The sequence below is a fragment of the Halorubrum aquaticum genome (genome assembly GCF_900113615.1).
GTDB lineage: Archaea > Halobacteriota > Halobacteria > Halobacteriales > Haloferacaceae > Halorubrum > Halorubrum aquaticum.
This window is the reverse complement of sequence record NZ_FOPZ01000002.1, coordinates 115272-140125: the sequence shown is the minus strand read 5'-3', so window position 1 is coordinate 140125 and position 24854 is coordinate 115272. Positions and strand designations below refer to the sequence as shown.

Genomic DNA, 24854 nt, shown 5'->3' with positions numbered 1-24854 from the left:
CGATGGGGTTGCTTCAGGAAGCCATCTTCGGGGTCGTCACGGGGTCGTACATCGCGATCGCCGCGATCGGGTTCACGCTCATCTACGGGATCGTGAACATGATCAACTTCGCGTACGGGGAGTACCTCACGCTCGGCGCGTTCGTCGGCTTCTTCGCCGCGAACGCGCTCCCCGGCCCGCTTCCCGTCGCCGTCGTCGCCGCGATGCTCGGCGGCGGAGTCATCAGCATCGCGCTCGCCCGGGGGTTTTTCACCCCGATCAACCACACGGGTCCGGTGCCGATGCTCCTGACCTCGATCGGGCTCGGGATCGCCGTCCGAAACGCGATACGCCTCTTCGGCGGTCGGAGCGCCCGCTACATCGACACCGAGACGGCGACGTTCCGGTTCGACGCGGTCCCCGAGGTGCCGATCGGATCGGTGGACTTGCTCGGCGGGTTCTTCCTCACCTCCGAGCACCTGACCGTGGTCGGCTCGGCCGTGGCGGTCTTTCTCGTCGTCCACCTCCTCCTGACCCGGACCGACGTGGGGATCGCGATGCGGGCGATGGGCGACGACGAGAGCCTGGCCCGGGTCCGCGGGATCGACACCCAGCTGATCCGCGACAGCGTCTGGGTGCTCGCCGGCGTCCTCGCCGGGCTCGCGGGCGTGCTGATGGCGATCCAGACGAACGTCAGCTCCACGACGGGGTACAGCCACATCCTCCAGATCCTCTCCGCCGCCATTCTCGGCGGGGCCGGCAGCCCCTACGGAGCGATCATCGGCGCGTACGTCATCGGGCTCGCGCTCGCGATCTCGACCGCGTTCCTGCCGTCGTCGATGACCGGACTGTCCTCGGCGGTCGCGTTCGCGATCCTGATCGCCGTGCTGCTCGTCAAACCGAGCGGGATCGCCGGAACGGAGGTGCGTGAGGCATGAGCGCCCTCGACCGTCTCCCGTCCGGACGCGGTGATCGAGCCCTGCTCGCCGGGGTGGCCTGCCTGCTCGTCGGCGGACTGTTCGCTCTGACGCCGCTTCAGGCGGACCTTCCGAGCGCGCTGTACGTCTTCGTCGAGGTCGGGATCACGTTCGTGATCTACGGGATGCTCGTGCTCGGGCTCGACCTCCAGTACGGCCACACCGGGCTGGTCAACTTCGGCCATGTGGTCTTCTTCGCGGTCGGCGCGTACGCGACCGCGATGCTGGCCGCACAGGACAGCTTCTCCGGGATCGCGCTGGGGTACCCCTGGCCGCTCGCGCTCCTCGTCGGAGTGATCGCCGCCGCGCTCCTCGGCGTCGTCGTGAGCGCCACCTCGATCCGCCTCCGCGACGACTTCCTCGCGATCGTCACGCTCGCGACCGCCGAGATATTCCACTCGATCTTCGTCAACTTCGAGGGGACCTTCGGCGGGAACGTCGGGATCCTCGGCGTGCCGCGGCCGATCGCCGCGCTCGTCGGCGACGCCGACACCAGACTGATCGCGACCCTGCTCGTGTTGGGCGGGTTCACCCTGATCACGCTCGCGGTCGTCACCCGCCTCACCGACGCGCCGTACGGGCGCGTCCTCCGGGCGATCCGCGCCGACGAGCTCGTGACGCGCTCGGTCGGCAAGTCCACGATCACCTACAAGACGCAGGCGTTCGTCTACGGCGCGGCGCTGGCCGGGTTCGCCGGCGGGCTGTTCGCGCTGTACAACGGCGCGGTCGCGCCCGGCTTCTTCACCATCCAGGTGACGGTCACCGTCTGGATCGGGATGCTGCTCGGCGGCGCGGCGAACCACCGCGCGGTGCTCGCCGGACTGGCGATCATCATGGGTCTGCGGCTCGTCTCCCGGTTCGGCCTGAGCGTGACGCCGGTCTCCGGCGACGTGTTCGCCGCCTTCCGGCTCCTCGTCGTCGGGCTGATACTCGTCGCGGTGATACGCTATCGCCCCGCCGGGATCTGGGGCGATCCACAGGAGCTGGGGGTGGACCAATGAGCCTCCTCGCCGCGGAGGGGCTCGTCAAGGACTTCGGCGGCCTGCGCGCGATAGACGGCCTGTCGGTCTCGATCGACGAGGGGGAGCTCGTCGGCGTGATGGGCCCGAACGGCGCGGGCAAATCGACGTTCTTCAACTGCGTCAGCGGGGTCATCCCGCCCGACGAGGGGACCGTCACCCTCGACGGGACCGACGTGACGGGCGACCCGCCGGAGTCGCTGGCGCATCGCGGACTGGTGCGGACCTTCCAGAACACCCGCGAGCTGGAGACGATGACCGTCCGCGACAACGTCCGGCTCGCCGCGCCGGACCAGCCGGGCGAACGGACGCTTCCCGCGCTGCTCCGGAGCGGTTCGATGCGGGAGCGGGAGGAGACCGTTCGAGAGCGGGCCGACGAGCTGATCGAGACGTTCGAGCTGGACCACCTCGCCGACGAGTACAGCAGCAACCTCTCGGGCGGCCAGCGGAAGCTGCTCGAGCTCGCGCGCACGCTGATGCTCGACCCGGACGTGCTGCTCCTCGACGAGCCGTTCGCGGGCGTCAACCCGACGCTGACTCGCGAGATCGCGGACCACGTCCGCGACCTCAACGCGGACGGGATGACGATCGTGATCATCGAACACGAACTCGAGACGCTGACCGACCTCGTCGACCGGCTAGTCGTCCTCCAACAGGGGAGGCTGCTCGTCGAGGGCGAGCCGGAGGCGGTGCTCGAGGACGAGCGCGTCATCGAGGCGTACCTCGGGGGTGACGCCGAATGAGCCTGCTCGAGGTCGTCGACCTCGACGCCGGCTACGGCGACCTCCAGGTCCTCTCCGGGGTCGACATCGACGTCGACGACGGGGAGTACGTCACGATCGTCGGCCCGAACGGCGCGGGCAAGTCGACGGTGATGAAGGCGATCGTCGGGCTCGCGACGTGTCTCGGCGGGTCGATCGAGTACCGAGGGACCGACATCTCCGGGCTGTCTCCCGAGGAGGTCGTCCACGAGCACATCGGCTACGTCCCGCAGACGAACAACGTCTTCCCGACGCTGACCGTCGAGGAGAACCTCCGGCTCGGCGCGTACGTGCTCGACGAGGTGCCGGAAGAGCGGAAACGCGACGTGTACGACCGGTTCCCGGCGCTCGCCGACCGGCCGGGCGAGGACGCCGGTTCCCTCTCGGGGGGCCAACAGCAGATGCTCGCGATGGGGTGTGCGCTGATGCTCGACCCGGACGTGCTGCTCCTCGACGAGCCGAGCGCGGGGCTCGCGCCCGACCTCGTCGACGACATGTTCGACCGGGTCGACGAGATCAACGACGCCGGCACCACGGTCCTGATGGTCGAACAGAACGCGAAGGAGGCGCTGCGGCGCTGTGACCGCGGCTACGTGCTCGCCAACGGACAGAACCGCTACGAGGACGACGGCGACGCCCTCCTTGACGACGAGGAGGTCCGCCGCGAGTTCCTCGGCGGGTAAAGTTCCACCTTTTCGCTCCCACCTTTTTCTCGTCGGGTTCCCGCCGCTCACTGCGTTCGCGTCGGGAACCGCTCCTCGAAAAACCTGGAGGGAAAAAGCCGACGGCTCGGCGTTCGCCTCGCCGTCGGTGAACCGCTCACTCCGTTCGCGGATGCTCACTACAGTCTAAGGAGTGAGCGATCGATTGCGGTGGCGCGCCGGTGAGCGCCCGACGGGCGCGAACCCGACCGCGAGGGACGTCGCGAACAGAGTGAGCGACGAGGCTGGGGAGGCGTGAGGTGCGGGTGCGGTGCCGTGCGGGGTGGGACTCAAAGGGGCAGTCGCGAGGACGAAGTCCGACGACGCAAGCACTACAGGGAGCGAGCAACGCGAGCGACCGAAGCGCACAGCGAGTCGCACGAGTCCTCGCGACTGGGGCTTTGGCGGTGTTCTCCGCCGGAGAGTCGACTGCGTAGTACCGAACGGTTGGGTTTTTGAACGTGTTCACCGCGCCAACAACGACCTTCTTTTACTCACCCGGATATTCACCGAAACAACCGTCTTACAACACCTACGATCGATCGGTTGATCCGATCGGAAACGATCGGGATTAACCGTCGATACCGTGTTCTACGGGGTCCGTCCCCGTCGTTTACGAGTCCGTCTCGACGAACCCGAGATACCGACGGCCAACCGGGTGTGTCACCGGACCCCACTCGACCGGTCGCCCCCCGATCGATCCCGACTCGAGGTCGTCGAATCCGGGGCCGTCGCCCTCGTACCCGAGGAGGTACGCGACGGGGCGCGGGCCGAACGCCGCGAGCCGGTCGGCGAGCGGGCCGTCGCCGCGCGGTGCCGCGAGCGCGACCGGCAGGTCGGGAAACGACGCAACGTCGGCGTCCAGGCCGGCGCTCTCGCCGGTCGTCGGATCGCTCGCGTCGAAGGCGGTCCCGAACCGCTCGACCGCGGCGTCGAGGTCGTCGACGCCGAGCACGACCGTGTCAACCCCAGCGATCGGAGACGTCGCCAGATCGCCGGTCGGTCGAACCCGGCGCTCCCGCGGGGTTCGGTCGCTGATGAGGAACGGGAGCGTCGACCCCGGGTCGCCCTCGCCCAGGTACGTGAGGTCCCACTCGACGAGCGTGCCGTCCTCGCGCGTCCGCTCGTATTTGGCGGGGCCGTCGACGCGGACGCCGCGGTCGCGGAGGTCGGCGCTCGCCGCCTCGATGTCGTCGACGTCGACCGCCCACGCACACGGGCCACCGTCCTCGCGGATTGGGCCGTCCCACCACGGCGACTCGACGTCCGGCTCCAGCGTCGAGATGAGTTCGACGTAGCTCCCGTCCCGAAACCCGACGATCGCCATGTGTGTGACGCCGTTCGAGTGGCGGCCACCGTACTCGACCGGGAACCCGGCCTCGTCGAACGCGTCGACGAGTCGGTCCAGATCCCGTCCCGCGACCGTCACGTGGTCGATGCGGAGGTCCATACCGGGAGGCCGGAAGCGACCCGGAAATACGTTCCGACGAACCCCCTTCGCCCGAGATCCGGCGACGGGTCACGTGACGCGGCCGATCGTCGGTGGGATCGTCCCGTCGGGGGCGTGCTCTCCGGTACGTCGGGGCCGTCGATCGTACGCTCGGGGATCCGAAGTCGAGACAGCCATATCCGTGTGTGGCCAGTGGTCGCCGTATGAGCGACCCGGACGGGAGTACGGACGACTGGCGTGAGCAGATGGGATCCGGATCGGAGGTCCCTCGTCACCGGGCGGGAGGGTCCGGTGTTCGAGGAGATACTCGCCTCGCTCGATCCGGACCCCGACCGGTTCGATGACGAGGCGTCGACGCCGGGGCTCGTGCCGGAAGGACCGGAAGTCGGACGGGCCAAACGGGACCTCCTCGTCGGTCCCGAGGTCGTGGTCTGAGACGGACTCCCGCCGTTCCGGATCCGTGAGGAAAGCACCCCCGGCGACGCCACACGCTCGGCCTCTGCGGGCTCAAAGCACCGTGAAGAGCCCGCCGACGAACGCGACCGTGACGACGAGCCGGCCGAGACTCCCGAGGAACGTCGCCACGGCGAACCGGGTGTAGTCGCGCTCGAGGACCGCGAACGCGTAGATCGAGATGGTGTCGGGGAAGAAGGGGACCGAGAGGGCCATCGCGAGGCCGCCGTAGCCGTACCGCTGGGCGAGTTCGACCGAGCGCTTCTCGGACCACTCCATGACGTTCCACCGGGACCGCCGGAGCCACCGGACGACCGGACCGGACTGTTTGACCTCCTGGCCGATGTGGAACGCGAACAGGCTGCCGATCGCCTTGCCGGTCGCGCTGACGAGCATGATGCTCCCGAGATGCGCCCACGGCGGAAGCCCGAGGTCGATCGGCGCGACGAGCACGACCTCGCTCGGGCCGGGAAGCGCGAAGGCGATCAGAAACGAGTACACGAAGATGATTCCCATGCCGGGCCACCCCGTCGCCGACTCGACGAGTGACTCGAACCCCCCGCCGAAGGCGGAGAGGATCCCGTCGACGACGAGCGGGGCGGGGGAGACGAGCGAGGGAGGCGAGACGAACGGGACGAGCGGCGTCACGGAGCTCACGTGTCACCCCACGTCCAGCGAGCGTCAAGGACGTATCGGTAGAGGCCGCTCAGGAAGATGGCGACCGCGTTCGCGAGGAGGTACAACAGTCCCGCCCACTCGACGAGCGCGAAGAGGATGGCGAGCTGGATCGGGATCGCGGTCCCGCGGACCAGGTTGGTCTTGAGCAGCCCCGAGAAGTACTCGATCCGACCGGTGTTCCGTGAGGCACGAAACGTCCAGGCGTTGTTGAGGACGTACGAGAGGACGATCGTGAACTCAATGGCGATCGTCGCGCCGATCAGATAGTTCAGTCCGCCGACGTCGACGAACAGCCATAAAAGCGCCATCTGGACCGCCGACGCGACGAGCCCGACCGTGACGAAGCGCCGGAGCTGGACGGCGAGCGGCCCGTAGACGAGGCCGCGGAGGAACGACCGAACCATCTATCGGTATCCCAGCGCCTCCAGACGAGCGTTGAGGTCCTCGTCCACTGACTCGTCCGTGCCCCCGTCGTCGCCGTCCGTCCCGCCGGCGCGGACCGCCTCGGCGTGTGCCTCGGCGAGGGGAGCGAACCGATCGATGACCGCCCGTGCCCCCTCGGACGGGTCCGCCGAGCGATCCGTGGCCTGAAGCGGGTCGGACGGCCGGTGGTACAGCTCCGTCGTCCCGGCGTCGACGTTCTCGATGTAGGTCCACTCGCGGTCGCGGACGCTCACATACAGCTCGCCGTCCGAAAGCGATCGGGGGATCGGCTGTGCGGTCACGTCCTCGCCGCGAACGGTGACCGAGACCACGGGCTCGTCGACCGGCGCTTCCCCCTCGAACACGGTCGGTGCGAGGGAGGTCCCCGTCCACTCCGCCGGCGCATCGACGCCGAGCAGGTCGGTCACGGTCGGCGGGATCGCGTCGAGGCCGACCTGTCCGTCGATCCGTCGTCCCGGGGATCCCGGCACGTCGACGACGAGCGGGACCCGGATCAGCTCGTCGTACAGCTTCGGGTAGTGTGCGAGGTGGCCGTGTTCCTGGAACTCCTCGCCGTGGTCGCCCGCGAGGACGACCGCGGTGTCGTCGTCGACGCCCGTCTCCGAGAGCGTCTCGAGTATCCGGCCGACGCTGGCGTCGATCTGTCGAACGGCGGCCTGATACAGGGTTCGAAGCTCCTCGAGGGTCCGGTCGTCGACGTCCAACCCGAGTCCGGTTCGGGTGTGTGCGTGGAGCATCCGGTGGGTTCCCAGCCAGTTCGAGGAGACCTCGCGGATGTATCTCGGTGCCGGGACGTAGGGGGTGTGGGCGTCCATGTAGTGGATCCAGAGGAAGAAGGGCGCGTCGGTCCCCTCGATGAAGTCGGTCGCGGCGTGTTCGACGTCGAACATCCGCGAGGTGTCGAGGAACGGCCGGTCGTCGGTCTCGCCGCGGATCCACGACCCCGCCCGCCTGAGCGGCGACGCCGCGAGCTGGATCCACGCCTCGACGGTTGGATGGGTCGCGAGATACCGGCTGTAGATGCTCGATCCGACGCTGGCGACGAACGGCTCGAACTCGTCGAAGCCGTCGTCGTACCCCCAGTGTGAGGTGAGAAAGCCGTTCGCCGCGTTGAACCCGGCCGTCGCGGTCCCGTCCGCGGAGAGCGTCTCCGCGAGCGTCTCCGCCCCCTCGACGCCGATCTCGCCGGTGTCGGTGAACACGTCCGTCGAGGCCAGGATCGACGGGAACGAGAAGGGAGTCCAGTTGCCCGTCGCGAAGGCGTGATCGAAGACGGTCCCCCGGTCCGCGAGCGAGTCGATGACCGGCGTGTGTCGCGTCTCGTCGTAGGCTCCGACCGCGTCCGCCCGGAGCGAGTCGACCGTGACGAGGACGACGTTCGAGACGTCGGCGTCACCCACGGGTCGATGACACCCCTGTCGAGATTCCGGTCGAGAACGCGGTCACGATGGCTGTACTATGGTCAGTTTCGGGTTTTACCCTTTCGGTACCGCGGACGGCTCCCGCCTCATGCCGTCCCCTCGAGGAGCATGGCGGTCACGTACTCGTCGGCGACGCGACGCGCCGCGGCGAGCTCCGTCGGGTCCTCCAACACCGCGGCCCTGGTGCGTGCCCCGTCGACGATCGTCATGAGCGCGCTCGCGACCCGTTCGGCGTCGGCGTCCGCGAAGACGCCCTCGTCGATCCCGTGGTCGATCACCGTCCGCAGCAGGTACCGGACGTACTCGTCGTTCTGTCGGAAGCGCTCGCCGAACGCCTCCTTGTAGGGAGCCTGGCTCCGCATCTCCAACATCGCGACGAGCAGGTCGTAGTGGTCCTCGGCGTCGACGAGCAGTTTGTCCAGGAGCAGCTCCAGCCGCCGTTCCGGGTCGGTGGTCTCGACGTCGTGGATCGCCTCGACGAAGCGGTCGAGGACGTACTCGAGAAACGCCGCGAGCAGGTCGTCTTTCGTCTCGTAGTGATAGTGGATCGCCGCGGTCGATTTACCGTACTCCGCGGCGATGCGTTTGATCGTGAGGTCGGCGTAGCCGTGCTCGCGCAGGGCTCGATACGTCGCACGCATGATCTCCTCGTCCGCGTCCGAGACGGACCGTTCCGGCGCGTCGGCCATTACCGGAGCCTGTCTCTCCCGCCGGATAACGGTTTTGACTCCCCGATCAGATCCCACAGATCACGCCTCGGTCCGAATCCGCGTACTGCTCCATTGACCCCTCGAGACGGCGTGACCGCGTCCGAGCGGAATTGATTGATCGGTTAGTAAGGGACTCCCACGTCCTCCGACGCCCGGCACGCTCACCGGGTTTTTATTCTCGACCGACGGAGTTCCGGTATGCCCGATCTCCACCCGATCGCCAAGCGGATCCACAACGTCCAGCCCGACCCGGTTCGTCTCGAGCTCGACTCCGGCGAGTCCGGCGTCTTCGAGTTCTCCTCGACCGAGTTCTTCCAGCGGGAGTTCCGCGGCGAGGGCGTCCGGACCGACGCGGACGGCGACGCCGCCTTCCGGCTCGTCACCTCCGAGGACCACGAGCGGGTGCTTCTCGGTCGGTCCGGCCCCGACGAGGACGGGTGGTCGATGCTCGGCGAGGTCGTCTCCGCGGAGCGTGCCGACGGGGACGAATAGCGGAAGAACGGACCTACCGGACCACGGTCACGGGGACCTCTGCGCGCCGAACGACGCCCTCGGCGACGCTCCCGAGGACGACCCGCGAGAGCCCCGTCCGGCCGCGGCTCGCGAGCACGACGTGGTCGAAGGGCTCGGCGTCCCCGCCCTCGGGACTCTCCTCGCCGGCGGCGACGTCGAGGATCGTCGTCGTCGGCCGGCCGACCTCCAGTCGCGTCGCGACCTCGCGGTCGATCCGGTCGGTCGCGTCCGCGAGGATCCGCTCGCCCCGTTTCTTCGCGCTGTCGTACCACTGGTCGACCGCGCCGGGGAACCCGCCCTCCGCGCCGGTCGTCGAGTCCGCCGGGTTGATCACGTGAAGCGCCGTCAGGTCGGCGTCCGGCCACTCCTCGGCCGCGAACCGGAGCGCTTCGGCCGCCTCCTCCGAGCCGTCGACCGCCACGAGGATCCGTTTGGTCATACGCGGAGGTTCTCGCGGTCGTCTCAAAAACGCGTCGGCGGTTCTTCGAGGGTGGAAAGACCTCCCGAACGCCGGCGACGCCCCGCGTCTCACTCCCCGTGGCGGGTGACGCACGTCGACAGCCCGATCAGCTCCACGGGCTCGGAGTTGTCCGGCGAGTAGACGGCCATCTGTCCCTTCTCCATGTACGGCACCTTTCCCGCGAGGTTGGAGGGGATGTTCACGCTCGCGATGGCGTCCTCGTCGCCGAGGTTCAACACGACCTTGGTGTTCACCTGTTTGAACACCGACTCCGCAACGTCCTGAGGGTCCTGCGTGATGAGGAAGAGGCCGAGCCGCTCCTTTCGACCCTGTTTGGCCGCCTCGGTGAACGTGTCGAGGACCTTGCGCGCCTGGACGTTGTCGGCGTCCGCGAGGAAGTTGTGCGCCTCGTCCATGCCGATCAGCAGGGGTGTCTCCTTGATCCGGTCGCTGCGCGGGTCGTTCGAGAGCTTGTCCCCGACCAGCATCGTCGAGACCGCGAGCACGACGATCTCCTTCTGTCTGGAGGTCGGGAGGTGGTAGGTCGGGACGACGCTGAGCCCGCCCGAACGCACGAGCGTGTGGTCGAGGTCCGTGATCGGCTTGGCGTCGCCGTCGAAGACGCCGCCGGGAACGCCGCGAACCCGGCGCATGACCGCCTCGAACGTCTTCTCGTGGACCCGCCCGGACTCGTCGAGCTCCTCCTTGAGCGCCGGGTCGTCGAGAAACGAGAGGAACTGTCGGTAGGTGCCCGCGTCGCCGTAATCGGAGAAGAACCGGTTGAGGAGCGTCAAAAGCGCCGGGTACTGGTTCTCGTTGAGCCCGGAGCCGGCGACGAGCCACGGCATGTCGTACTCGTTCACCATCGAGAACGGGATCGTGAACTCGACCTGCTCGGCGCGGTGGCCCTCGCCGGGATACGTCGCGTTCGGGACCTTCGGCACGAGCGCGACCGTGTCGTCGTGGCCGCCGTGGGCGATCCCCTCGCGCTCGAACCGCCGGGCAGTCGAGGGGTCCATCGCGGGGTTGTCGTCGTGCATCTGGGCGTACTCGTCCTGCGGGTCGAACTGGACCACGGCCATCCGAGCCTCCCGGCCGTCGTCCATCGGGTACGTCCGGTCGGGGTCGAGGTACTGCCGGAGCACGTTCTTCGAGGCGTGGGTCTTCCCGGACCCCGTCCCGCCGGCGACGAGCGTGTGTCTGAACGCGAGCGGGTCGCCGTCGCCGTAGTCGTCCTTGATCCGGTAGTCGACCGTCGGGGGCTCGGCGGCGGTCCGAACCTTCTCCCCGCCGACGGAGAGGTGACCGAGGAAGACGCCCTCCTCGGGGATCTTCAGGCCCGTCTTGATCTCCGCGTCGTCCGCGGCCTCCTCGACGACCGCGCCCGGCTTCGGAACCCGATCCGTCATCCGGCGGCTCAGCCCGTCGACGTCGTCGTAGACGACCGACATGGGCTCGAGTTCGGCCATGAACTTGTAGTCGCGCTCGGCGAAGTCGTCGCGGCGCATCTGTCGTCGGGCGTGGATCTCGGTGGCGTCGTCCGACTGGAACTCCTGGGCGTACTCCAGGGCCGTGATCCGCGAGAAGAGCCGCTCGCCGTCGGGATACGGGACCACGAGGTACTTCCCCAGCCGCACCGCGTCGCGGTTGCCGGTCGTGACGAACGCCTTCAGCGCCGTGTCGTCCTCCTCCTCGGAGACGCGGAGCCCCTGTGAGACCGAGACGACGCCGAGCCCGGCGTCGCTTCCGGCGGGGTCGACGTCGTAGGCGGCGAAGTCGTCGCTTCCGGCGTCCTCGGGGGCAACGTCGTCGACTTCGACGGAGTCGGCCGCCCCGGACGCGGAGCCGCCGTCCGACTCCGCCGTGGCAGTGTCTCCTCCGGCCTCCGCCGTGGTGACGTCGCCACCGGCCTCCGCCGCGTCGGCGTCGCCACCGCCGCTCTCGTCGGTGTACTCGGTGAAGTCCTCGAGAGTCATGCTCGAGTCACCGTCGCGCAGGCCGAAAGCGTTTCCCCTGGACGCCGCAGCCCCGAACCGGGATCCGATCCCTCGAGTCGACCACGGGCCGCTTTTACGCGTCGGGACCCTACCCCGAACATGATACTCGTTCGCGGCAGCGCCGGCGGGACCGACCTCACCGGGACGGTGTTCGAACGCGGCGAGGAGCCGCCGACGTACAAGGGCGCGCCCGACGAGGACGCCGCGTACGTCTGGGTGTGTGACTCCTTCTATCAGGTCGAGAGCGGCGGATCGGCGCTCCTCGTCGACGGCTCGGAGATCCGCGTCGCGTTCGAGGAGCCGATGCCCCGCGGCTTCGACACCCGCGACCGGGCGGTGGCCGCGGCCCGCGAGCACGTCCGGACCCAGTTCGCCCGGATCGGCATCGACCCCGACGACGTCGAGATCGAGGTGACGAAGGCGGATCCGGCCTGACCGAGGCGGATCCGGTCCGACGCGATCCGTCCGCGCCGCTGTTTTCGAGCCCTACGCCGAGCCGTGCGCGTCCCGGAACGACTCGACCTCCGAGCGGGTCGGGAGCGCCGTCATCGCTCCTTTCGCGGTCGTCGACCGCGCCGCCACGGCGTTCGCGAACGCCAGCGCCTCTTGGACGGACTCGCCGGCCGACAGCGCCGCGATCGCGCCCGCGGTGAACGCGTCGCCCGCGCCGGTCGTGTCGACTGGATCGACGGGGTAGCCGCCGTGTTCGACGACGATCGGCTCGTCCGTGGGGTTCCACGGCGCGTCGGGAGTCGAGCGCGCGAGCGCGCCGTCCGGACCGCGGGTGAGGAGCGCGGTGTGTGGCCCGAGATCGCAGACGGCGCGGGCGAGTTCGGCCGCGTCGCCGTCGCCCGCCGTCGGGTCGGTGATCCCCGCCGCGACGAGGTCCTCCGCGGTCGCTTTCACCACGTCGGCCAGGTCGAACGCGCGCCGACAGGTGTCGACGAAGTCGGTTCCCTCGAACAGCTCCGGCCGGGCGTTCGGATCGAAGGAGACGACCGCGTCCTCGACCTCGTTCGCCCGCGACAGCAGGTCGAACGTCGCCGTCCGGCTCGGCTCGTCCGCGAGGACGACCCCGCCCGCGTGGACCCATTCCACGTCGGCGAGGACGTCGTCGTCGACGGACCCCGGACGCATCCGGGTGTCCGCGGTCCCGTTCCGGTGGAAGCTGAACGACCGATCGGCGTCGGGGTCGAGGCTGACGAAGACGAGGGTGGTGTCGGCGTCGGGGTCCCGCTCGATCAGGTCCTCGCGCACGCCCGCCTCCGCGAGGGTTCTGACGAGGTAGTCGCCGAACGGCCCGTCGCCGACGCGGGTCCAGAACAGCGGGGGCTCCTCCAGGCGTGCGAGCCCGACCGCGACGTTGGCCGGCGCGCCGCCGGCCCGGCGGTGGAACGTCTCGACGGCGTCGAGCGCGCCGTGCCCCTCCGGAACGAAGTCGATGAGCGTCTCGCCGGCGACGAGGAGTCGAGTCATGTCACCCCGTCCGGCCGGGGTCACAAAGTCGGTTCGGGTTTCAGGGCCGATACGAGACGCGACTCGTCACGCCTCCCGGCTACAGCTCGCCGATCACGTCCTCGGCGAACGTCGTCATCGCGGCGGCCGGGTCGTCGGCCTGTAGGCCGATGATCGCGTGGTCGAGGCCGTATTCCTCGAGGTCACGGAAGTACTCCCGGAACCACCGGACGCCGGCGCGGAACCCCAGATGGAGGTGTTCGGGATCGGCGTCGGGGTCCTCCGCGAGCGCGACCTTGACGGCGATGGCGAACGGCTTCTCCCCCGCGAGTTCGCGCCACTCCTCGAGATACGACCGGAGCGTCTTCTCGGGGAGGTGATAGAACAGCCAGCCGTCGCCGTGCTCGGCGATCCACTCGGTCGACTGGCGGGCGTTGCCGGTCGGCAGAAGCGGGAGCGTCCCGGTCGTCGGCTTCGGCAACACGTCGAGGTCGCCCTCGAGCGTTCCCCACTCGCCGGCGACGGCGGGGAACTCCTCGCGCCAGATCGCCCGGATCGCGTCGACGCGCTCGCGGAACGCGGTCCCGCGCTCCTCGGCGTCGACGCCGAAGGCCGGGTACTCCGGGTCGCGGTCGCCGGAGGCGATCCCGAGGACGAGCCGCCCGTCCGAGAGCCGGTCGACGGTCGCCGCGGACTTCGCGACGTGGATCGGGTGCCGGAGGGGCAACACGATACTCGACGTGCCGAGCGCGATCGACTCCGTGTGCGCGGCGACGTGCGAGAGCAGCGGCCAGGCGTCGAACGCCCCGCCGGCGTCCCCGAAGCGGGGCCAGTAGGTCGGCACGTCCCGCGCCCAGAGCCCGTCGAAGCCGACGGACTCGGCGTGGCTCGCGAGCCGCACCTCCTCCTCGACCGCCGGCGTCGACTCGGTCGTCCCGGTGAGCGGAAAGCCGACCCCGAAGGTCAGCCCGTCGGGACCGAACAGCCGCCGATACCCCCGGTTCTCGTGGTCCGTCCCGGTCATCGACGGGGGTTCGTGGCGGCGACGTATCTGCCCTCCGGAGGCGGAAGCCGTCGACTCGAGGGGGTGTCGGCGTCGACGGTGTAGGATCGGAAACGAGCGAAAAGCCGCGGGAAGCGTGACCGAAGGAACCGGAGCGTTACGCCTCGAGGACGTCGTCGTAGTCGCCGGCGTCGACGCGGTCGTCGAACGTCCGGGCGTCCTCGCCCTCGATGGTGACGCCGAGGGAGGCGCAGGTGCCGCCGACCTCCTTGGCGGCGTTCTTCGTGTCGTACGCCAGCAGGTCGCTCGACTTCTGTTCGGCGACCTTCTTCACCTGCTCGACGGACATGTCGGCGACGAAGTCCTCCTGGGGCTCGCCGGAGCCCGTCTCGAAGCCGGCCTCGTCCTTGATCAGCTCCGCGGTCGGCGGGACGCCGACCTCGATCGTGAAGGAGCCGTCGTCGTCGTACTCGACGGTGACGGGGACCTCCATGCCGTCGAACGCGGCGGTCTCCTCGTTGATCCGGTTCACGACGTCCTGCACGTCCACCGGCGTCGGGCCGAGTTCCGGGCCGAGCGGCGGACCGGGGTTGGCCTGCCCGCCGGGGACGAGCGCTTCGATGGTTCCAGCCATGTCCGTACGAACCCGCCGATGACTTTTAACGGTTGTTCTTTCGCCCAGCGGGCGCGAGCGGTTCGCATACGGCGGTCCGTCGGCCGGACCCGCGACTCACGCCTCGGTCGGTGCGGCCTCTCCTCCGGTCGACTCGCCGGCGTCGCGGCCGGGGACGAACGTCCCCGTCTCCCGTCGGACGCCGACGAGCAGCGCGATCCCGGCGGCGAGCGGGACCGCCGCACACGCCGCGTACACCGGCGCGAATCCGACGCTCTCGACGAGCGGGAGCGACACCATCGGTCCCAGTCCGCCCCCGACGTCGCCGAAGACGTTGTTGGTGCCGGAGGCCCGCCCCATCCGCTCGTCGGGCGTCAGATCGGCCAAGAGCGCCATCATGGGCCCGCTCGTCCCGCCCTGGCCCGCCCCGATGGCGATACAGGCCACGCCGAGTTCGAGCGACGAGCCGGCCCGTGCGAGGAGCAGGAAGCCGACGAACGAGACGACGAGGAACCCCAGGAGGATCGGCGTCCGCGACTCGCGGGAGTCGGAGACCCGGCCGCCGGCGAACATGAACACCGACGCGGAGACCACGGTTCCGGCCATGAACAGCCCCGAGGTGCCCTGCGGGTCGAGTCCCAGAAGCGAGATGTCGGTCTCGCCGAGGAACAACACGAGGGTGGCGAAGAGCGCCCCGATGTACGCGAACATGAGCCCGAAGTTCACGAGCCCGACGGTCACCGCCGGCGTCGAGGTGTCGATGTCCCACGGCTTGACCGACTGCTTCTCGCCGTCGGTCGTCACGTGCGTCTCGGGGACGAGTCGGTACGCGACGACGCTTGCGAGGAGGGCGAACGCGGCGGCGACGACGAACGCCGCGACGTTGCCCGCGACGGAGGAGACGACGCCTCCGAGCACGAGCCCCGCCGGAAAGCCCATCGTGATGCCGCCGCGGACGACCCCCATGTTCGTCCCCCGCGAGCCGCTGTCGGAGACGTCCGCGGCGATGGTGTAGGCGGTCGCGAACACCGCGGCGGACCCGACGCCCCAGAGGACGCGCGCGAGCAGGAACCACGTCTCGGGCGCGACCGCGAGCGCGACGGCAGCGAACCACTCGTTGGAGCCGACCGCGAACGATCCGACCGATATCGCCGGCAGTCCCGTCGCGACCGGACGGAACGACTCCGCCGGCGGCAACGCGATCGCGACGACGTATCCGAGGGTGGCGACCCCCTCGATGAACAGCCCGGCGACGAAGGGCTTCCGCGTCCCGTACCGGTCGACGAGCGCGCCCGCGGGCGCGTTGGCGACGAGCCGGACCCAACGGTTCGCGGAGAGGATCACGCCGACCATGAACGCGGAGATGCCGAGGACCGCGCCGAGGTTCGGGAGGATGGGGAAGACGACGCCGCCGCCGAACCCGACGAAGAACGTGCTGGCGATCACCGCGAGCAGCACCGCCGGGAACTCGGAGAGGCCGATCGAGGGGAGCCGGGACATCGGTTACGAACCCGCGCGACGGGCCGGACACGTCGAGTGCGACCGCGTCATGTTCCCGTTCCGTTTCCCGGCTCGGAGTCCCGTGCCGCTCCCGGGCTCCCGCCGGCGGGGTTCTCTCCGGTCCGAGCCGTGAGCTTCTCGAGCGTTTCATCGAGGGACGGGAGGGCCACCCCCTCGGCGAGCAGCGGCTCGACGATCCGCCGGAGCGTCGCCTCCGCGACCGTCCGGGTGTACGCGATGTCGGCCTCGGAGGCCTCGCTGTCCTCGCCACCGAGGCCGGTTCCGAGGGTGATCTGTCTGGTCCGCGCGCCGTCCAGCGTCGCCACGAGGAGCGCGGCCGTCTCGTCGACGTCGACCTCGCGGAAGACGCCGGCGTCGATCCCGGCCGAGAGGACGTCCGCGGCGGTCTCACGCAGGAGCCGGTCGCTCCGGAGCAACTGTTCGCGGATCCGGTCGTTGAACGGTCCTTGAGACCGCATCTCGAGCAGTCCGATGTGGAACGACTCGCGCTCGGTTTCGGCCGGCTCGAAGACGAACCAGCCGACGAACGCGACGAGTCGCTCGACCGGGGGCGCGTCCGCGCCACGCGTCACGCGACGCTCGAAGTCGGAGATCACCCGCGAGAGGAACGCCACGAGGAGGTCTTCCTTCGTGTCGTAGTGGTAGTGGAGCAGCGACTTGCTCTTCGAGCACTCGTCGGCGATGTCCTGCATCGTCAGCCCCGCGTAGCCGTGTCTACACAGCGCCCGGTAGACGCCGTCCATGATCTCGTCGGCCGCGCCCGGCTGCTCGCTCATTGACTGACCGGTCAGTCAGCAAGGCCCAAAGCCCTATCGGTGAGCGGTGCTTCTCGCCGGAACCGGTCGGTAGCGGACGAGTTCGCTGGACGGGCGTTCGTCGAAACTCGGCACGGGGCGGTCGCTATCGGGTGTAGAACGGTCGAAAAGCCGATACAACAGAACGACTCGACGCCTTACAGACGGGTGACGTTCGTCGCGCGCGGACCCTTGTCCGCCTCCTCGATGTCGAACTCGACTTCCTGACCTTCCTCCAGGTCCGGGCCGCCGACGTCCTCCATGTGGAAGAACACGTCCTCGTCCGCGTCGTCAGTCTCGATGAATCCGTAGCCGCCAGTGTCGTTGAAGAAGTCAACTTCGCCTTTCGCCATTGCGTCCGTACAGCCGGGTGGAGTACATAAAAGGCTTCCGCGAGCCGTCCGTCCGAGACAACGACTGTCACACGGGACCGAACCGCGAGCGCGAACGGGACGGACGGTCGCGGGGAGGGGTCACGATCGGCCGTGGTAGTATCACGATAGGCCGTGGTAGTAACTACTATACGACCCCGGTACCGAGGCCCTACGTATGAGTCAGTCGTACAATCGAGGCCTCATCGAGGACTTCAGTCGGTGGCGGGAGTTCGAGGCCGGGATGTGGGCGTGGATATTTCATAAGTTTACGGGGTGGGTGCTCATCGGGTACCTCTTCACCCACATCGCGGTCCTGAGCACGGCGATCCCCGCGTCGGGCGCGGAGACCGCCGTGCTTCAGGCGGGAAACGACGTGTACACCCAGACGATCGTCTCCCTCGAGGGGCTGTTGCTGGTTCGGGTCCTCGAGGTCGGGCTGCTCGCCGTCGCGGTGTTCCACATGCTCAACGGCGCGCGCCTGCTGCTGGTCGACCTCGGCGTCGGGTTGGAGTCACAGGACAAGAGCTTCTACGCGTCGCTGGTCCTGACGGGGGCCATCACGGTCGCGTCGGTGCCGACGTTCATCGCGGGGGCCTTCTGAGATGGCACAGCGCTACTCCTCCTTCGAGAAGGGCGGGCGGATGTGGCTCCTCCAGCGGGTCACGGCCGCGTTCTTACTCGTCGTGTTGGCGTTCCACTTCTTCCTGTTACACTTCGTCCACCACGCCGACGAGGTGTCCTTCCTGATGAGCGCCGGCCGGATGGAGACCATGAGCTACTACTCGCTCATGGTGTTGTTCCTCCTGACGGCGACGTTCCACGGCGTCAACGGCGTCTACAACGCGCTCGTCAATCAGGGACTCACGGGCACGAAACGCACCGTCATCAAGTGGACGCTCGTCGCCGCGAGCGTCGTGTTGATACTCCAGGGGATCCGGACCGCGAACGCGTGGGCGGGGATCCCGCTTTACTGATCGAACCATGAGCACGCAGATACCCAAACAGACCGAGAAAGCGGACGAGACGGCGGCCGAAACCGAGTCGGAAGCGCCCTCGAAGGGCGACGAACGCCGGGCCGAGAAGCGTCGACGCGCGGACGAGCAGCGTCGCCAGCGCGAGGCCGAGGAGGCCGAACGGGCGGCGGCCGACGAGAACACCGTGGAACTGCGGGTGTTCCGGTACGACCCCGACGTCGAGGGGAAACAGGAACCCCGGTTCGACACGTTCCACGTCCCCTTCACGAAGGGGATGACCGTCCTCGACGCGCTGATGTACTCGCGGGACACGTACGACTCCTCGCTCACCTTCCGGCACTCCTGCCGGCAGGCGGTCTGCGGCTCCGACGCGATGTTCGTCAACGGCGGACAGAAGCTCGCGTGTAAGACCCAGATCGACGAGCTCGAGGAGCCGATCCGCGTGGAGCCGCTCCCGCACGCCGAGGTGACGAAGGACCTCGTCGTCGACCTGGAGCACTTCTACGACCAGATGGAGGCGGTCGAGCCGTACTTCCAGACGAACGAGTACCCCGACGGCGAGCTCGAGGAGCAGCGCCAGACCCGGGAGAACCGCGAGAAGATCAAGATGTCGACCCGGTGTATCTGGTGTAGCGCGTGCATGTCCTCGTGTAACATCGCCGCCGGCGACAACGAGTACCTCGGGCCGGCCGCGATCAACAAGGCGTACCGGTTCGCGATGGACGAGCGGGAGGGCGAGGACGTCAAACAGAAGCGCCTGGAGATCATCGAGCAGGAACACGGCGTCTGGCGGTGTCAGACCCAGTTCTCCTGTACGGAGGTGTGTCCGAAGGACATCCCGCTCACCGAGCACATCCAGGAGCTGAAACGCGAGGCGGTCAAGAACAACCTGAAGTTCTGGTAACTGACCGGACACGAAATCACCACCACACTACCACAACACCATGCACGAACACGACGTCGTCGTCGTCGGCGCGGGCGGAGCGGGCCTCCGCGCGGCGATAGCGGCACAAGAGGAGGGAGCCGACGTGGCGATCGTCTCGAAGCTACACCCGGTGCGGTCGCACACGGGCGCGGCGGAGGGCGGGATCAACGCGGCGCTCCGGGACGGGGACTCCTGGGAGGACCACGCGTACGACACGATGAAGGGATCCGACTACCTCGGGGACGCGCCCGCGGTCGAGGCGCTCTGTAAGGAGAGCCCCGAGGAAGTGATCCAGCTCGAACACTGGGGGATGCCGTTCTCGCGCGAGGAGGACGGACGCGTCTCCCAGCGCCCCTTCGGGGGACTCTCGTTCCCGCGGACGACATATGCGGGCGCGGAGACCGGCCACCAGATGCTCCACACGATGTACGAGCAGGTGGTCAAACGCGGGATCACGGTCTACGACGAGTGGCACGTGATGGACCTGGCCGTCACCGACGAGGAGGACCCCGCCGACCGGACCTGTCACGGCGTCGTCGCCTACGACATCCAGCGCGGCGAGGTCGACGGGTTCCGCGCGAGCGGCGGCGTGATCCTCGCCACCGGCGGGATGGGACAGGTGTTCGACCACACCACGAACGCGGTGGCCAACACCGGCGACGGCGTCGCGATGGCCTACCGCGCCGGCGTCCCGATGGAGGACATGGAGTTCATCCAGTTCCACCCGACGACGCTCCCCTCGACGGGCGTGTTGATCTCGGAGGGGGTCCGCGGCGAGGGCGGCATCCTCTACAACGAGAAGGGCGAGCGCTTCATGTTCGAGCACGGCTACGCGAACAACGACGGGGAGCTCGCCTCCCGCGACGTGGTCTCGCGCGCCGAGCTGACCGAGGTCAACGAGGGCCGCGGCATCGAGGACGAGTACGTCCACCTCGACATGCGGCATTTAGGCGAGGAGCGCATCCTCGACCGCCTGGAGAACATCCTCCACCTCGCGGAGGACTTCGAGGGCGCGGACGGGCTCACGGAGCCGATGCCGGTCAAGCCGGGCCAGCACTACGCGATGGGCGGCATCGAGACGAACGAGCACGGCGAGACCGCCATCGACGGGCTCTACGCCGCCGGCGAGTGCGCCTGCGTCTCCGTCCACGGCGGCAACCGCCTCGGCGGGAACGCGCTCCCCGAGCTCATCGTCTTCGGCAAGCGCGCGGGCCACCACGCGGCCGGCAAGGAGATGGGCGAGCCCGAGATCCCGACCGGGAAGTCCGGCGACTGGGAGCCCGCGGAGTACGAGTTCGAGGTCGCCGTCGGCACGGTCGGCGACCGCGGACCGGCGGCCGCCGACGGCGGCGCGGTGGCGTCGGACGCGGAGGGGCTGCTCGAGGCGGAGATCGAACGCGCCCGCGAGCGCGTCGAGGACCTGCTCGCACGCAAGGGTCGCAACCACGCGGAGATCCGCTCGAAGGTCCAGAAGACGATGACGGCGAACGTCAACGTGTTCCGCGAGGAGGAGGGGCTCAAGCAGTCGCTCTCGGACCTGCGTGAGGCGCGCGAGGCGTACACGGACGTGGCCGTCTCGGACCCGTCGCGGACGTTCAACACGGACCTCATCCACACGATGGAGACGCGGAACGTCCTCGACATCGCGGAGGCGCTGACGATGGGTGCGCTCGCCCGCCGGGAGTTCCGCGGTGCCCACTGGCGCAAGGAGCGTCAGGAGCGCGACGACGAGAACTGGCTGAAACACACGCTCGTCTCGTGGAACGACGGCGAGCCCGAACTCTGGTACAAGCCCGCCATTCTCGAGGGCGAGGCGAAGACGTACGAGCCGAAGGTCCGGTCGTACTGACGACGACCTCGGACCTCCGTCCCGCCCCGCGAATCGTTCACGGTTTCCTATGCGTCGACGGTCGAAATTCCGGGCCGGATCCGGTCGCATCCGCCGCGCTTCGCGTCCATCGATCGTGACGGTATCCGGCACTACGCGCCTCGATGAGGTCTCTGACGATTCTTCTCGGTGTTTCGACGATCGTTGAAATAGGGATTTATTATCGTCGAATCCGTGGTCCCGAGTAAGATGTTAGAGACGGAGACGGCGTACTCGGCGGCCCCCGCGCTCCCGCCGGAGTTACAGTCGCCGCGCGCGAAGCTGGTGTACCTCTATCTGACGACCAACGGGCACGCGACGGTCGCGGAGATGGGCGACTCGCTCGGCATGAAGAAGATGTCGCTGTACAGCATCCTGAAGACGCTGCGCAAACAGGACATGGTCGACCGCGACGGCGACGCCTACACGCTGACCTGAGGCGTCGCAGTTCGCTCCCCTCGGTACCGCGCCCGGCGACGCCCCGCAGGATTTAGGTCGCCGTGAGCCGCAGTACGGTCGTGGACGCAACCCAGGAGGAGTTCGCGAACCCGTTCGCGATGGACCCCGACTGCGAGAACTGTCCCGAGCTGTGTGGCCGTCGCGACCGGGTGGTTCACGGGTACGGCGACGTGGGCGCGGAGTTCCTCGTCGTCGGCGAACGACCCACGTCGGCCGCCGAGCACAACGGCGTCCCCTTCACCGGCGAGGGCGGCGGCGAGCGCGTTCAGTCGATCTTCGCCGAACTCGGCTTCGTGAGATCGCCGCCGGACGCGACCGAACCCGACGTACAGAACGTCTTCTTCACGAACCTGACGCGCTGTCGACACCCGGATCGGGAGCCGACCGACGAGGAGGTGACGACCTGTGAGCCATTCCTCAACGCGGAGGTCCGGATGATCAACCCACAGATCATCGTCGCCGTCGGCGAACGCGCGCTCCGCGAGCTCGCGGTGGCGTACACGACCCGCCGGCCGGACTCGTTCGACGTCGAGGCCGAGCACGCGACGACGATCCGCGGGCGCGGCTTCGAGATCGTTCCGATGTACGATCCGGACTCGATGACCGACGCGGAGGCGACGGCGTTCATCGAACACATGCGCGAGAACGTGTTGAGCCGGGACTACCGGCAGACGAAGGGACGGCGAAGTCGGTAACCGGGCTGGGGAACGAATCGAGGCCGGACCGCTACTCCGTGCCCGAGTCGAACGCGTCGTCGACGATCCCTCCGATCGAATCGCCGTTCTCGCCGAACGCGCAGTCGATGAGGATGTGTCCGCCGAGCGTCGTCGGCGATATCACCTGGTCAGCGCCCGCCCGCCGGAGCTTGTCGATGTTCTCCCGCTGGGTCGCGGCCGCGACGATCCGGACGTCCGGGTTGAGCTGGCGGGCGGTGAGGATCGCGAGCGCGTCGCGGGCGTCGTCGTCGGTCGCGACCACGACGGCGCGGGCGTCCTCGATGTGCGCGCGATGGAGCGGCTCCACGTCGCTCGGGTCCGCGGTGAGCACGGGGATGGACCGCTCGTCGAGCCGCCGCGCGGCGGTTTCGTCGGTCGTCACGACGGCGTATTCGACGCCGTCCCGCTCGGCGAGTTCTTCGAGTATCGGTTCCGTCAGGTCCCCGTATCCCAACACGAGGACGTGGCCGTCGAGGAGGTCGAACTGTTTCTCTGTCATCTTTCCGAGCGCCTTGGAGAGCTGCGCCTCGATCGCGGGCGTGAGGAGGACGCCGAGCGCGACCGCGAACGCGGCGACGTTCATCACGAGCGCGGAGAGCACGAACAGCTTGGCGATCCCCGTGTCCGGGGTCACGTCGCCGTAGCCGACCGTCGAGGCGGTGACGACGGTGAAGTAGAACGCGTCGACGATCGTGTCGACGCCGCCGAACTCGTCGCGGAGCGCGTAGGAGCCGACGGTCCCGTACGAGATGGCGGCGGCGAGCGACGCGCCGGCGGCGAGCTGCGTCGGCGAGGGGGTGAAGTCCCGGTCGAACCGTCCCCGATTTATCACGAGCGCCGGGACGGAGACGAGCGAGAGGGCGACGAGCGGCAGCGAGAACACCGACACCTGTAACAGCCCCTGGATCGCGGTCAGCGGGAGCAGGACCGCCGTGGAGTGCCAGCCGACCCGGTACCCTCGCCTGAGCGCGAAGCCGCTCCCGAGCATCGCGAAGCCGGTGATCGTCCCCGTGAATCCGACGGTGCGGCGGACGAACTCGGGAATGAACGGCGAGAGGGGGCCTTGAACGCTGAAGCCGCTGATGTGTAACAGCCCGACGACGATGGAGAGGAGCGCCACGGCGAACGTCAGGAACACCGAGGCTCGAACCGAGACCCACTCGCGAATCCGCTCCATAGCCCTCCGGTGGCCGACACCGGACTTAAATCCCTCGTGGACGGCGCGCGGATCCGGAGGGTCGGAACTCCCGACCGGGGCGGTACTGGTTTAACCTCTCCGGGAATCATCCGGATATGGCTCTGCCCGTCGAGATCCTGTTCGGCATCTACCTGGGGGTCCTCACGGGGATCGTCCCCGCGCTGATCGCCGGGGTGTTAGGGTTCATCTTCAAGTACTTCACCGGGGTGACGATCCCCGGGCTCGGCGTCGTCGCGCTCGCGCTGGCGATAGCGGGGGTCAACGGCGGACTGCTCGCGCTGAACGACCAGACGATCCGCAGCTCCGACCGCGCGCCGGCGATCCTCACCGCGATCCTCGTCGTGTTGATGCTCTCGCTGTACGCGCACGCACAGGGGGACAAGCTCGGCGCGAACGTTCCCAAACGCGTCTCCTTCCGGAAGCTCCGTGAACGCACCCTCTCGACCGACGTCGTCGAGCTCGTGGGCGGGCGCGGTCAGGTCCGCGTCACCGTCGCCGGCGAGGTCGGCGACATGGAGGGGTACCCCCCGCTGCCCGCCGAGACCCGTCGGTCGATCGCCGAGGGGGAGTGGACGTTCCCCGCCGATATCCCGCTCGCGGAGCTGGAGACGCGGTTCGCCGAGCGGCTGAAGACGGAGCTCGAGCTCGCCGACGTCAGCGTCCGCATCGACGAGGAGGCGCGCGCGACGGTGACCGCGGCCCCGCCGACGGGCGGGCTCTCGAAGCGCGTTCCGAAGGGAAAGCGAGCCGTGTCGGTTCCGGCGCTCGTCCCGACCGGGCTCGCCCGCGGGGACGTCGTCAAGGTCCGCACGCCCGACCTCACGGTCGAGGGGACGCTCCTCGCGGCCAGATCCGGCGGGAAACCCGCCGAAGGGACCGGAGCGGGCGCGACCGCGTCCGCGGAGGGTGGCGACGACCCGGAAGCGGAGGCGCGCCCCGCGGAGGGACGGGCGGAGGACCCCCGTACCGACGGCGGCGAGCCGGCTGCGACCCCCGTGGCGCCCCCGACGACGGGGACCACGACCGGCGGCGAGGGTCGCGTGACCGTCGCGGTCGACCGCTCCGAGGCGGGCCCGCTCCTGCGGGCCGGGCGGGGACGGGTGCTCGTGTGCTCGCGCGGGACGCGCCGGGAGTTCGAGCTGACGACGCTGCTGCGCCGGGCTGGCAAGCGGTTCCGGAAGGTGAGCGTCGTCGCCGGCGGCGCGCTCGACGGCCACACCATCGGCGAGGCCAGCGTCCGCGAGGCGTACGACGTGGCGGTGCTGGCGGCGCGCCACGACGCGAAGTGGACCGTCGCGCCGAGCGGGAGCCAGTCGCTCTCGGCGGGCGACGAGCTGTTCGTCGTCGGCACCCACGAGGCGCTCGACCGGTTCGGGGAGGTGGCGGCGTGAC

Annotated in this window: 28 protein-coding genes; 14 read left to right on the top strand and 14 right to left on the bottom strand. The window is 68.9% G+C overall.

Annotated features, from left to right (window positions below; genetic code table 11):
• The first annotated feature begins 2 nt into the window (after positions 1-2).
• Genes F3H10_RS02740 through F3H10_RS02725 form a run of 4 tightly spaced genes read left to right on the top strand, consistent with a single transcriptional unit; the run spans position 3 to position 3419 of the window.
• A complete protein-coding gene (locus F3H10_RS02740) occupies positions 3-917 on the top strand; it encodes a branched-chain amino acid ABC transporter permease (RefSeq protein WP_149783314.1) in 915 nt (304 codons plus the stop codon).
• Positions 914-1957 (top strand): branched-chain amino acid ABC transporter permease, encoded by a 1044-nt coding sequence (locus F3H10_RS02735; protein WP_149783313.1) that lies wholly within the window; start codon positions 914-916, stop codon positions 1955-1957. The genes F3H10_RS02740 and F3H10_RS02735 overlap by 4 nt, the downstream gene beginning before the upstream one ends.
• Positions 1954-2718 (top strand): ABC transporter ATP-binding protein, encoded by a 765-nt coding sequence (locus F3H10_RS02730; protein WP_149783312.1) that lies wholly within the window; start codon positions 1954-1956, stop codon positions 2716-2718. Before F3H10_RS02735 ends, F3H10_RS02730 begins: the two co-directional genes overlap by 4 nt.
• Positions 2715-3419, top strand: a complete 705-nt coding sequence (locus F3H10_RS02725) for an ABC transporter ATP-binding protein (protein WP_149783311.1) — start codon at positions 2715-2717, stop codon at positions 3417-3419. The genes F3H10_RS02730 and F3H10_RS02725 overlap by 4 nt, the downstream gene beginning before the upstream one ends.
• Positions 3420-4050: 631 nt before the next feature.
• Here the strand turns inward: F3H10_RS02725 and F3H10_RS02720 are convergent.
• Complete coding sequence (locus tag F3H10_RS02720; RefSeq protein WP_149783310.1) at positions 4051-4887, bottom strand: VOC family protein; 837 nt, start codon at positions 4885-4887, stop codon at positions 4051-4053.
• Between the two features lie 237 nt (positions 4888-5124).
• Here F3H10_RS02720 and F3H10_RS02715 point away from each other — a divergent pair, with 237 nt between their 5' ends.
• Positions 5125-5322 (top strand): hypothetical protein, encoded by a 198-nt coding sequence (locus tag F3H10_RS02715; protein WP_149783309.1) that lies wholly within the window; start codon positions 5125-5127, stop codon positions 5320-5322.
• A 72-nt stretch (positions 5323-5394) separates the two neighbouring features.
• Here F3H10_RS02715 and F3H10_RS02710 read toward each other — a convergent pair whose 3' ends face one another.
• The 4 genes from F3H10_RS02710 to F3H10_RS02695 form a co-directional block, all read right to left on the bottom strand.
• Entirely contained in the window at positions 5395-5919 is a 525-nt protein-coding gene (locus F3H10_RS02710) for a YqaA family protein (RefSeq protein ID WP_223174183.1), read from the bottom strand.
• Between the two features lie 74 nt (positions 5920-5993).
• Complete coding sequence (locus F3H10_RS02705) at positions 5994-6422, bottom strand: GtrA family protein (RefSeq protein WP_149783308.1); 429 nt, start codon at positions 6420-6422, stop codon at positions 5994-5996.
• Positions 6423-7862: a sulfatase gene (locus F3H10_RS02700; RefSeq protein ID WP_149783307.1), complete on the bottom strand. Its 1440-nt coding sequence runs from the start codon at positions 7860-7862 to the stop codon at positions 6423-6425.
• A 107-nt stretch (positions 7863-7969) separates the two neighbouring features.
• Positions 7970-8572, bottom strand: a complete 603-nt coding sequence (locus F3H10_RS02695; RefSeq protein ID WP_149783306.1) for a TetR/AcrR family transcriptional regulator — start codon at positions 8570-8572, stop codon at positions 7970-7972.
• A gap of 219 nt (positions 8573-8791) precedes the next feature.
• Here F3H10_RS02695 and F3H10_RS02690 point away from each other — a divergent pair, with 219 nt between their 5' ends.
• Positions 8792-9085, top strand: coding sequence for a transcriptional regulator (locus tag F3H10_RS02690; RefSeq protein ID WP_149783305.1), 294 nt, complete (start codon positions 8792-8794; stop codon positions 9083-9085).
• A 13-nt stretch (positions 9086-9098) separates the two neighbouring features.
• Here the strand turns inward: F3H10_RS02690 and F3H10_RS02685 are convergent, their stop codons facing one another.
• The gene (locus F3H10_RS02685) at positions 9099-9545 is read right to left on the bottom strand and encodes a universal stress protein (RefSeq protein ID WP_149783304.1); all 447 of its coding nucleotides are present in this window, start codon (positions 9543-9545) and stop codon (positions 9099-9101) included.
• An 89-nt stretch (positions 9546-9634) separates the two neighbouring features.
• The gene (locus F3H10_RS02680) at positions 9635-11542 is read right to left on the bottom strand and encodes an ATP-binding protein (RefSeq protein WP_149783303.1); all 1908 of its coding nucleotides are present in this window, start codon (positions 11540-11542) and stop codon (positions 9635-9637) included.
• Positions 11543-11662: 120 nt separating this feature from the next.
• Here F3H10_RS02680 and F3H10_RS02675 point away from each other — a divergent pair, with 120 nt between their 5' ends.
• The gene (locus tag F3H10_RS02675; RefSeq protein WP_149783302.1) at positions 11663-11998 is read left to right on the top strand and encodes a DUF7113 family protein; all 336 of its coding nucleotides are present in this window, start codon (positions 11663-11665) and stop codon (positions 11996-11998) included.
• A 51-nt stretch (positions 11999-12049) separates the two neighbouring features.
• Here F3H10_RS02675 and F3H10_RS02670 read toward each other — a convergent pair whose 3' ends face one another.
• The 6 genes from F3H10_RS02670 to F3H10_RS02645 form a co-directional block, all read right to left on the bottom strand.
• A complete protein-coding gene (locus F3H10_RS02670; RefSeq protein WP_149783301.1) occupies positions 12050-13039 on the bottom strand; it encodes a carbohydrate kinase family protein in 990 nt (329 codons plus the stop codon).
• Between the two features lie 79 nt (positions 13040-13118).
• Positions 13119-14042 carry an LLM class oxidoreductase gene (locus F3H10_RS02665; RefSeq protein ID WP_149783300.1) on the bottom strand — a complete coding sequence of 308 codons (924 nt, stop codon included), beginning with the start codon at positions 14040-14042 and terminating at the stop codon, positions 13119-13121.
• Between the two features lie 136 nt (positions 14043-14178).
• A complete protein-coding gene (locus tag F3H10_RS02660; protein WP_149783299.1) occupies positions 14179-14655 on the bottom strand; it encodes a 50S ribosomal protein L11 in 477 nt (158 codons plus the stop codon).
• Positions 14656-14751: 96 nt separating this feature from the next.
• Positions 14752-16134, bottom strand: coding sequence for an MFS transporter (locus F3H10_RS02655; protein WP_149783298.1), 1383 nt, complete (start codon positions 16132-16134; stop codon positions 14752-14754).
• A gap of 47 nt (positions 16135-16181) precedes the next feature.
• Complete coding sequence (locus tag F3H10_RS02650) at positions 16182-16931, bottom strand: TetR/AcrR family transcriptional regulator (protein WP_149783297.1); 750 nt, start codon at positions 16929-16931, stop codon at positions 16182-16184.
• Positions 16932-17107: 176 nt separating this feature from the next.
• Complete coding sequence (locus F3H10_RS02645; RefSeq protein WP_004046659.1) at positions 17108-17302, bottom strand: cold-shock protein; 195 nt, start codon at positions 17300-17302, stop codon at positions 17108-17110.
• Between the two features lie 196 nt (positions 17303-17498).
• Between F3H10_RS02645 and sdhC the strand changes: the two genes are divergently transcribed.
• From sdhC to F3H10_RS02615, 6 genes are all read left to right on the top strand, one after another.
• Positions 17499-17924 (top strand): succinate dehydrogenase, cytochrome b556 subunit, encoded by a 426-nt coding sequence (gene sdhC / locus F3H10_RS02640; RefSeq protein WP_066417885.1) that lies wholly within the window; start codon positions 17499-17501, stop codon positions 17922-17924.
• A 1-nt stretch (position 17925) separates the two neighbouring features.
• Positions 17926-18297, top strand: a complete 372-nt coding sequence (locus F3H10_RS02635) for a succinate dehydrogenase (RefSeq protein WP_149783296.1) — start codon at positions 17926-17928, stop codon at positions 18295-18297.
• Positions 18298-18304: 7 nt separating this feature from the next.
• On the top strand, positions 18305-19201 hold the full coding sequence (locus F3H10_RS02630; RefSeq protein ID WP_149783295.1) for a succinate dehydrogenase/fumarate reductase iron-sulfur subunit: 897 nt from the start codon (positions 18305-18307) through the stop codon (positions 19199-19201).
• A 40-nt stretch (positions 19202-19241) separates the two neighbouring features.
• Positions 19242-21071, top strand: a complete 1830-nt coding sequence (locus tag F3H10_RS02625) for an FAD-binding protein (protein ID WP_149783294.1) — start codon at positions 19242-19244, stop codon at positions 21069-21071.
• Positions 21072-21299: 228 nt separating this feature from the next.
• On the top strand, positions 21300-21527 hold the full coding sequence (locus F3H10_RS02620) for a helix-turn-helix domain-containing protein (protein WP_149783293.1): 228 nt from the start codon (positions 21300-21302) through the stop codon (positions 21525-21527).
• A gap of 80 nt (positions 21528-21607) precedes the next feature.
• Complete coding sequence (locus tag F3H10_RS02615; protein ID WP_149783292.1) at positions 21608-22243, top strand: uracil-DNA glycosylase; 636 nt, start codon at positions 21608-21610, stop codon at positions 22241-22243.
• Positions 22244-22274: 31 nt separating this feature from the next.
• Here F3H10_RS02615 and F3H10_RS02610 read toward each other — a convergent pair whose 3' ends face one another.
• On the bottom strand, positions 22275-23441 hold the full coding sequence (locus F3H10_RS02610; protein WP_149783291.1) for an NAD-binding protein: 1167 nt from the start codon (positions 23439-23441) through the stop codon (positions 22275-22277).
• A 116-nt stretch (positions 23442-23557) separates the two neighbouring features.
• On the opposite strand from F3H10_RS02610, the gene F3H10_RS02605 reads away from it, so the two are divergent.
• Entirely contained in the window at positions 23558-24853 is a 1296-nt protein-coding gene (locus tag F3H10_RS02605; protein WP_149783290.1) for a potassium channel family protein, read from the top strand.
• Position 24854: the final 1 nt, after the last annotated feature.

Coding starts and splice junctions, on each gene's coding strand:
- F3H10_RS02625 (WP_149783294.1), top strand. CDS start 19,242: ATGCACGAACACGACGTCGTCGTCGTCGGCGCGGGCGGAGCGGGCCTC.
- F3H10_RS02705 (WP_149783308.1), bottom strand. CDS start 6,422: ATGGTTCGGTCGTTCCTCCGCGGCCTCGTCTACGGGCCGCTCGCCGTC.
- F3H10_RS02675 (WP_149783302.1), top strand. CDS start 11,663: ATGATACTCGTTCGCGGCAGCGCCGGCGGGACCGACCTCACCGGGACG.
- F3H10_RS02620 (WP_149783293.1), top strand. CDS start 21,300: ATGTTAGAGACGGAGACGGCGTACTCGGCGGCCCCCGCGCTCCCGCCG.
- F3H10_RS02635 (WP_149783296.1), top strand. CDS start 17,926: ATGGCACAGCGCTACTCCTCCTTCGAGAAGGGCGGGCGGATGTGGCTC.
- F3H10_RS02725 (WP_149783311.1), top strand. CDS start 2,715: ATGAGCCTGCTCGAGGTCGTCGACCTCGACGCCGGCTACGGCGACCTC.
- F3H10_RS02630 (WP_149783295.1), top strand. CDS start 18,305: ATGAGCACGCAGATACCCAAACAGACCGAGAAAGCGGACGAGACGGCG.
- F3H10_RS02740 (WP_149783314.1), top strand. CDS start 3: ATGGGGTTGCTTCAGGAAGCCATCTTCGGGGTCGTCACGGGGTCGTAC.
- F3H10_RS02605 (WP_149783290.1), top strand. CDS start 23,558: ATGGCTCTGCCCGTCGAGATCCTGTTCGGCATCTACCTGGGGGTCCTC.
- F3H10_RS02735 (WP_149783313.1), top strand. CDS start 914: ATGAGCGCCCTCGACCGTCTCCCGTCCGGACGCGGTGATCGAGCCCTG.
- F3H10_RS02670 (WP_149783301.1), bottom strand. CDS start 13,039: ATGACTCGACTCCTCGTCGCCGGCGAGACGCTCATCGACTTCGTTCCG.
- F3H10_RS02660 (WP_149783299.1), bottom strand. CDS start 14,655: ATGGCTGGAACCATCGAAGCGCTCGTCCCCGGCGGGCAGGCCAACCCC.
- F3H10_RS02665 (WP_149783300.1), bottom strand. CDS start 14,042: ATGACCGGGACGGACCACGAGAACCGGGGGTATCGGCGGCTGTTCGGT.
- F3H10_RS02610 (WP_149783291.1), bottom strand. CDS start 23,441: ATGGAGCGGATTCGCGAGTGGGTCTCGGTTCGAGCCTCGGTGTTCCTG.
- F3H10_RS02650 (WP_149783297.1), bottom strand. CDS start 16,931: ATGAGCGAGCAGCCGGGCGCGGCCGACGAGATCATGGACGGCGTCTAC.
- F3H10_RS02690 (WP_149783305.1), top strand. CDS start 8,792: ATGCCCGATCTCCACCCGATCGCCAAGCGGATCCACAACGTCCAGCCC.
- F3H10_RS02645 (WP_004046659.1), bottom strand. CDS start 17,302: ATGGCGAAAGGCGAAGTTGACTTCTTCAACGACACTGGCGGCTACGGA.
- F3H10_RS02695 (WP_149783306.1), bottom strand. CDS start 8,572: ATGGCCGACGCGCCGGAACGGTCCGTCTCGGACGCGGACGAGGAGATC.
- F3H10_RS02680 (WP_149783303.1), bottom strand. CDS start 11,542: ATGACTCTCGAGGACTTCACCGAGTACACCGACGAGAGCGGCGGTGGC.
- F3H10_RS02720 (WP_149783310.1), bottom strand. CDS start 4,887: ATGGACCTCCGCATCGACCACGTGACGGTCGCGGGACGGGATCTGGAC.
- F3H10_RS02685 (WP_149783304.1), bottom strand. CDS start 9,545: ATGACCAAACGGATCCTCGTGGCGGTCGACGGCTCGGAGGAGGCGGCC.
- sdhC (WP_066417885.1), top strand. CDS start 17,499: ATGAGTCAGTCGTACAATCGAGGCCTCATCGAGGACTTCAGTCGGTGG.
- F3H10_RS02655 (WP_149783298.1), bottom strand. CDS start 16,134: ATGTCCCGGCTCCCCTCGATCGGCCTCTCCGAGTTCCCGGCGGTGCTG.
- F3H10_RS02730 (WP_149783312.1), top strand. CDS start 1,954: ATGAGCCTCCTCGCCGCGGAGGGGCTCGTCAAGGACTTCGGCGGCCTG.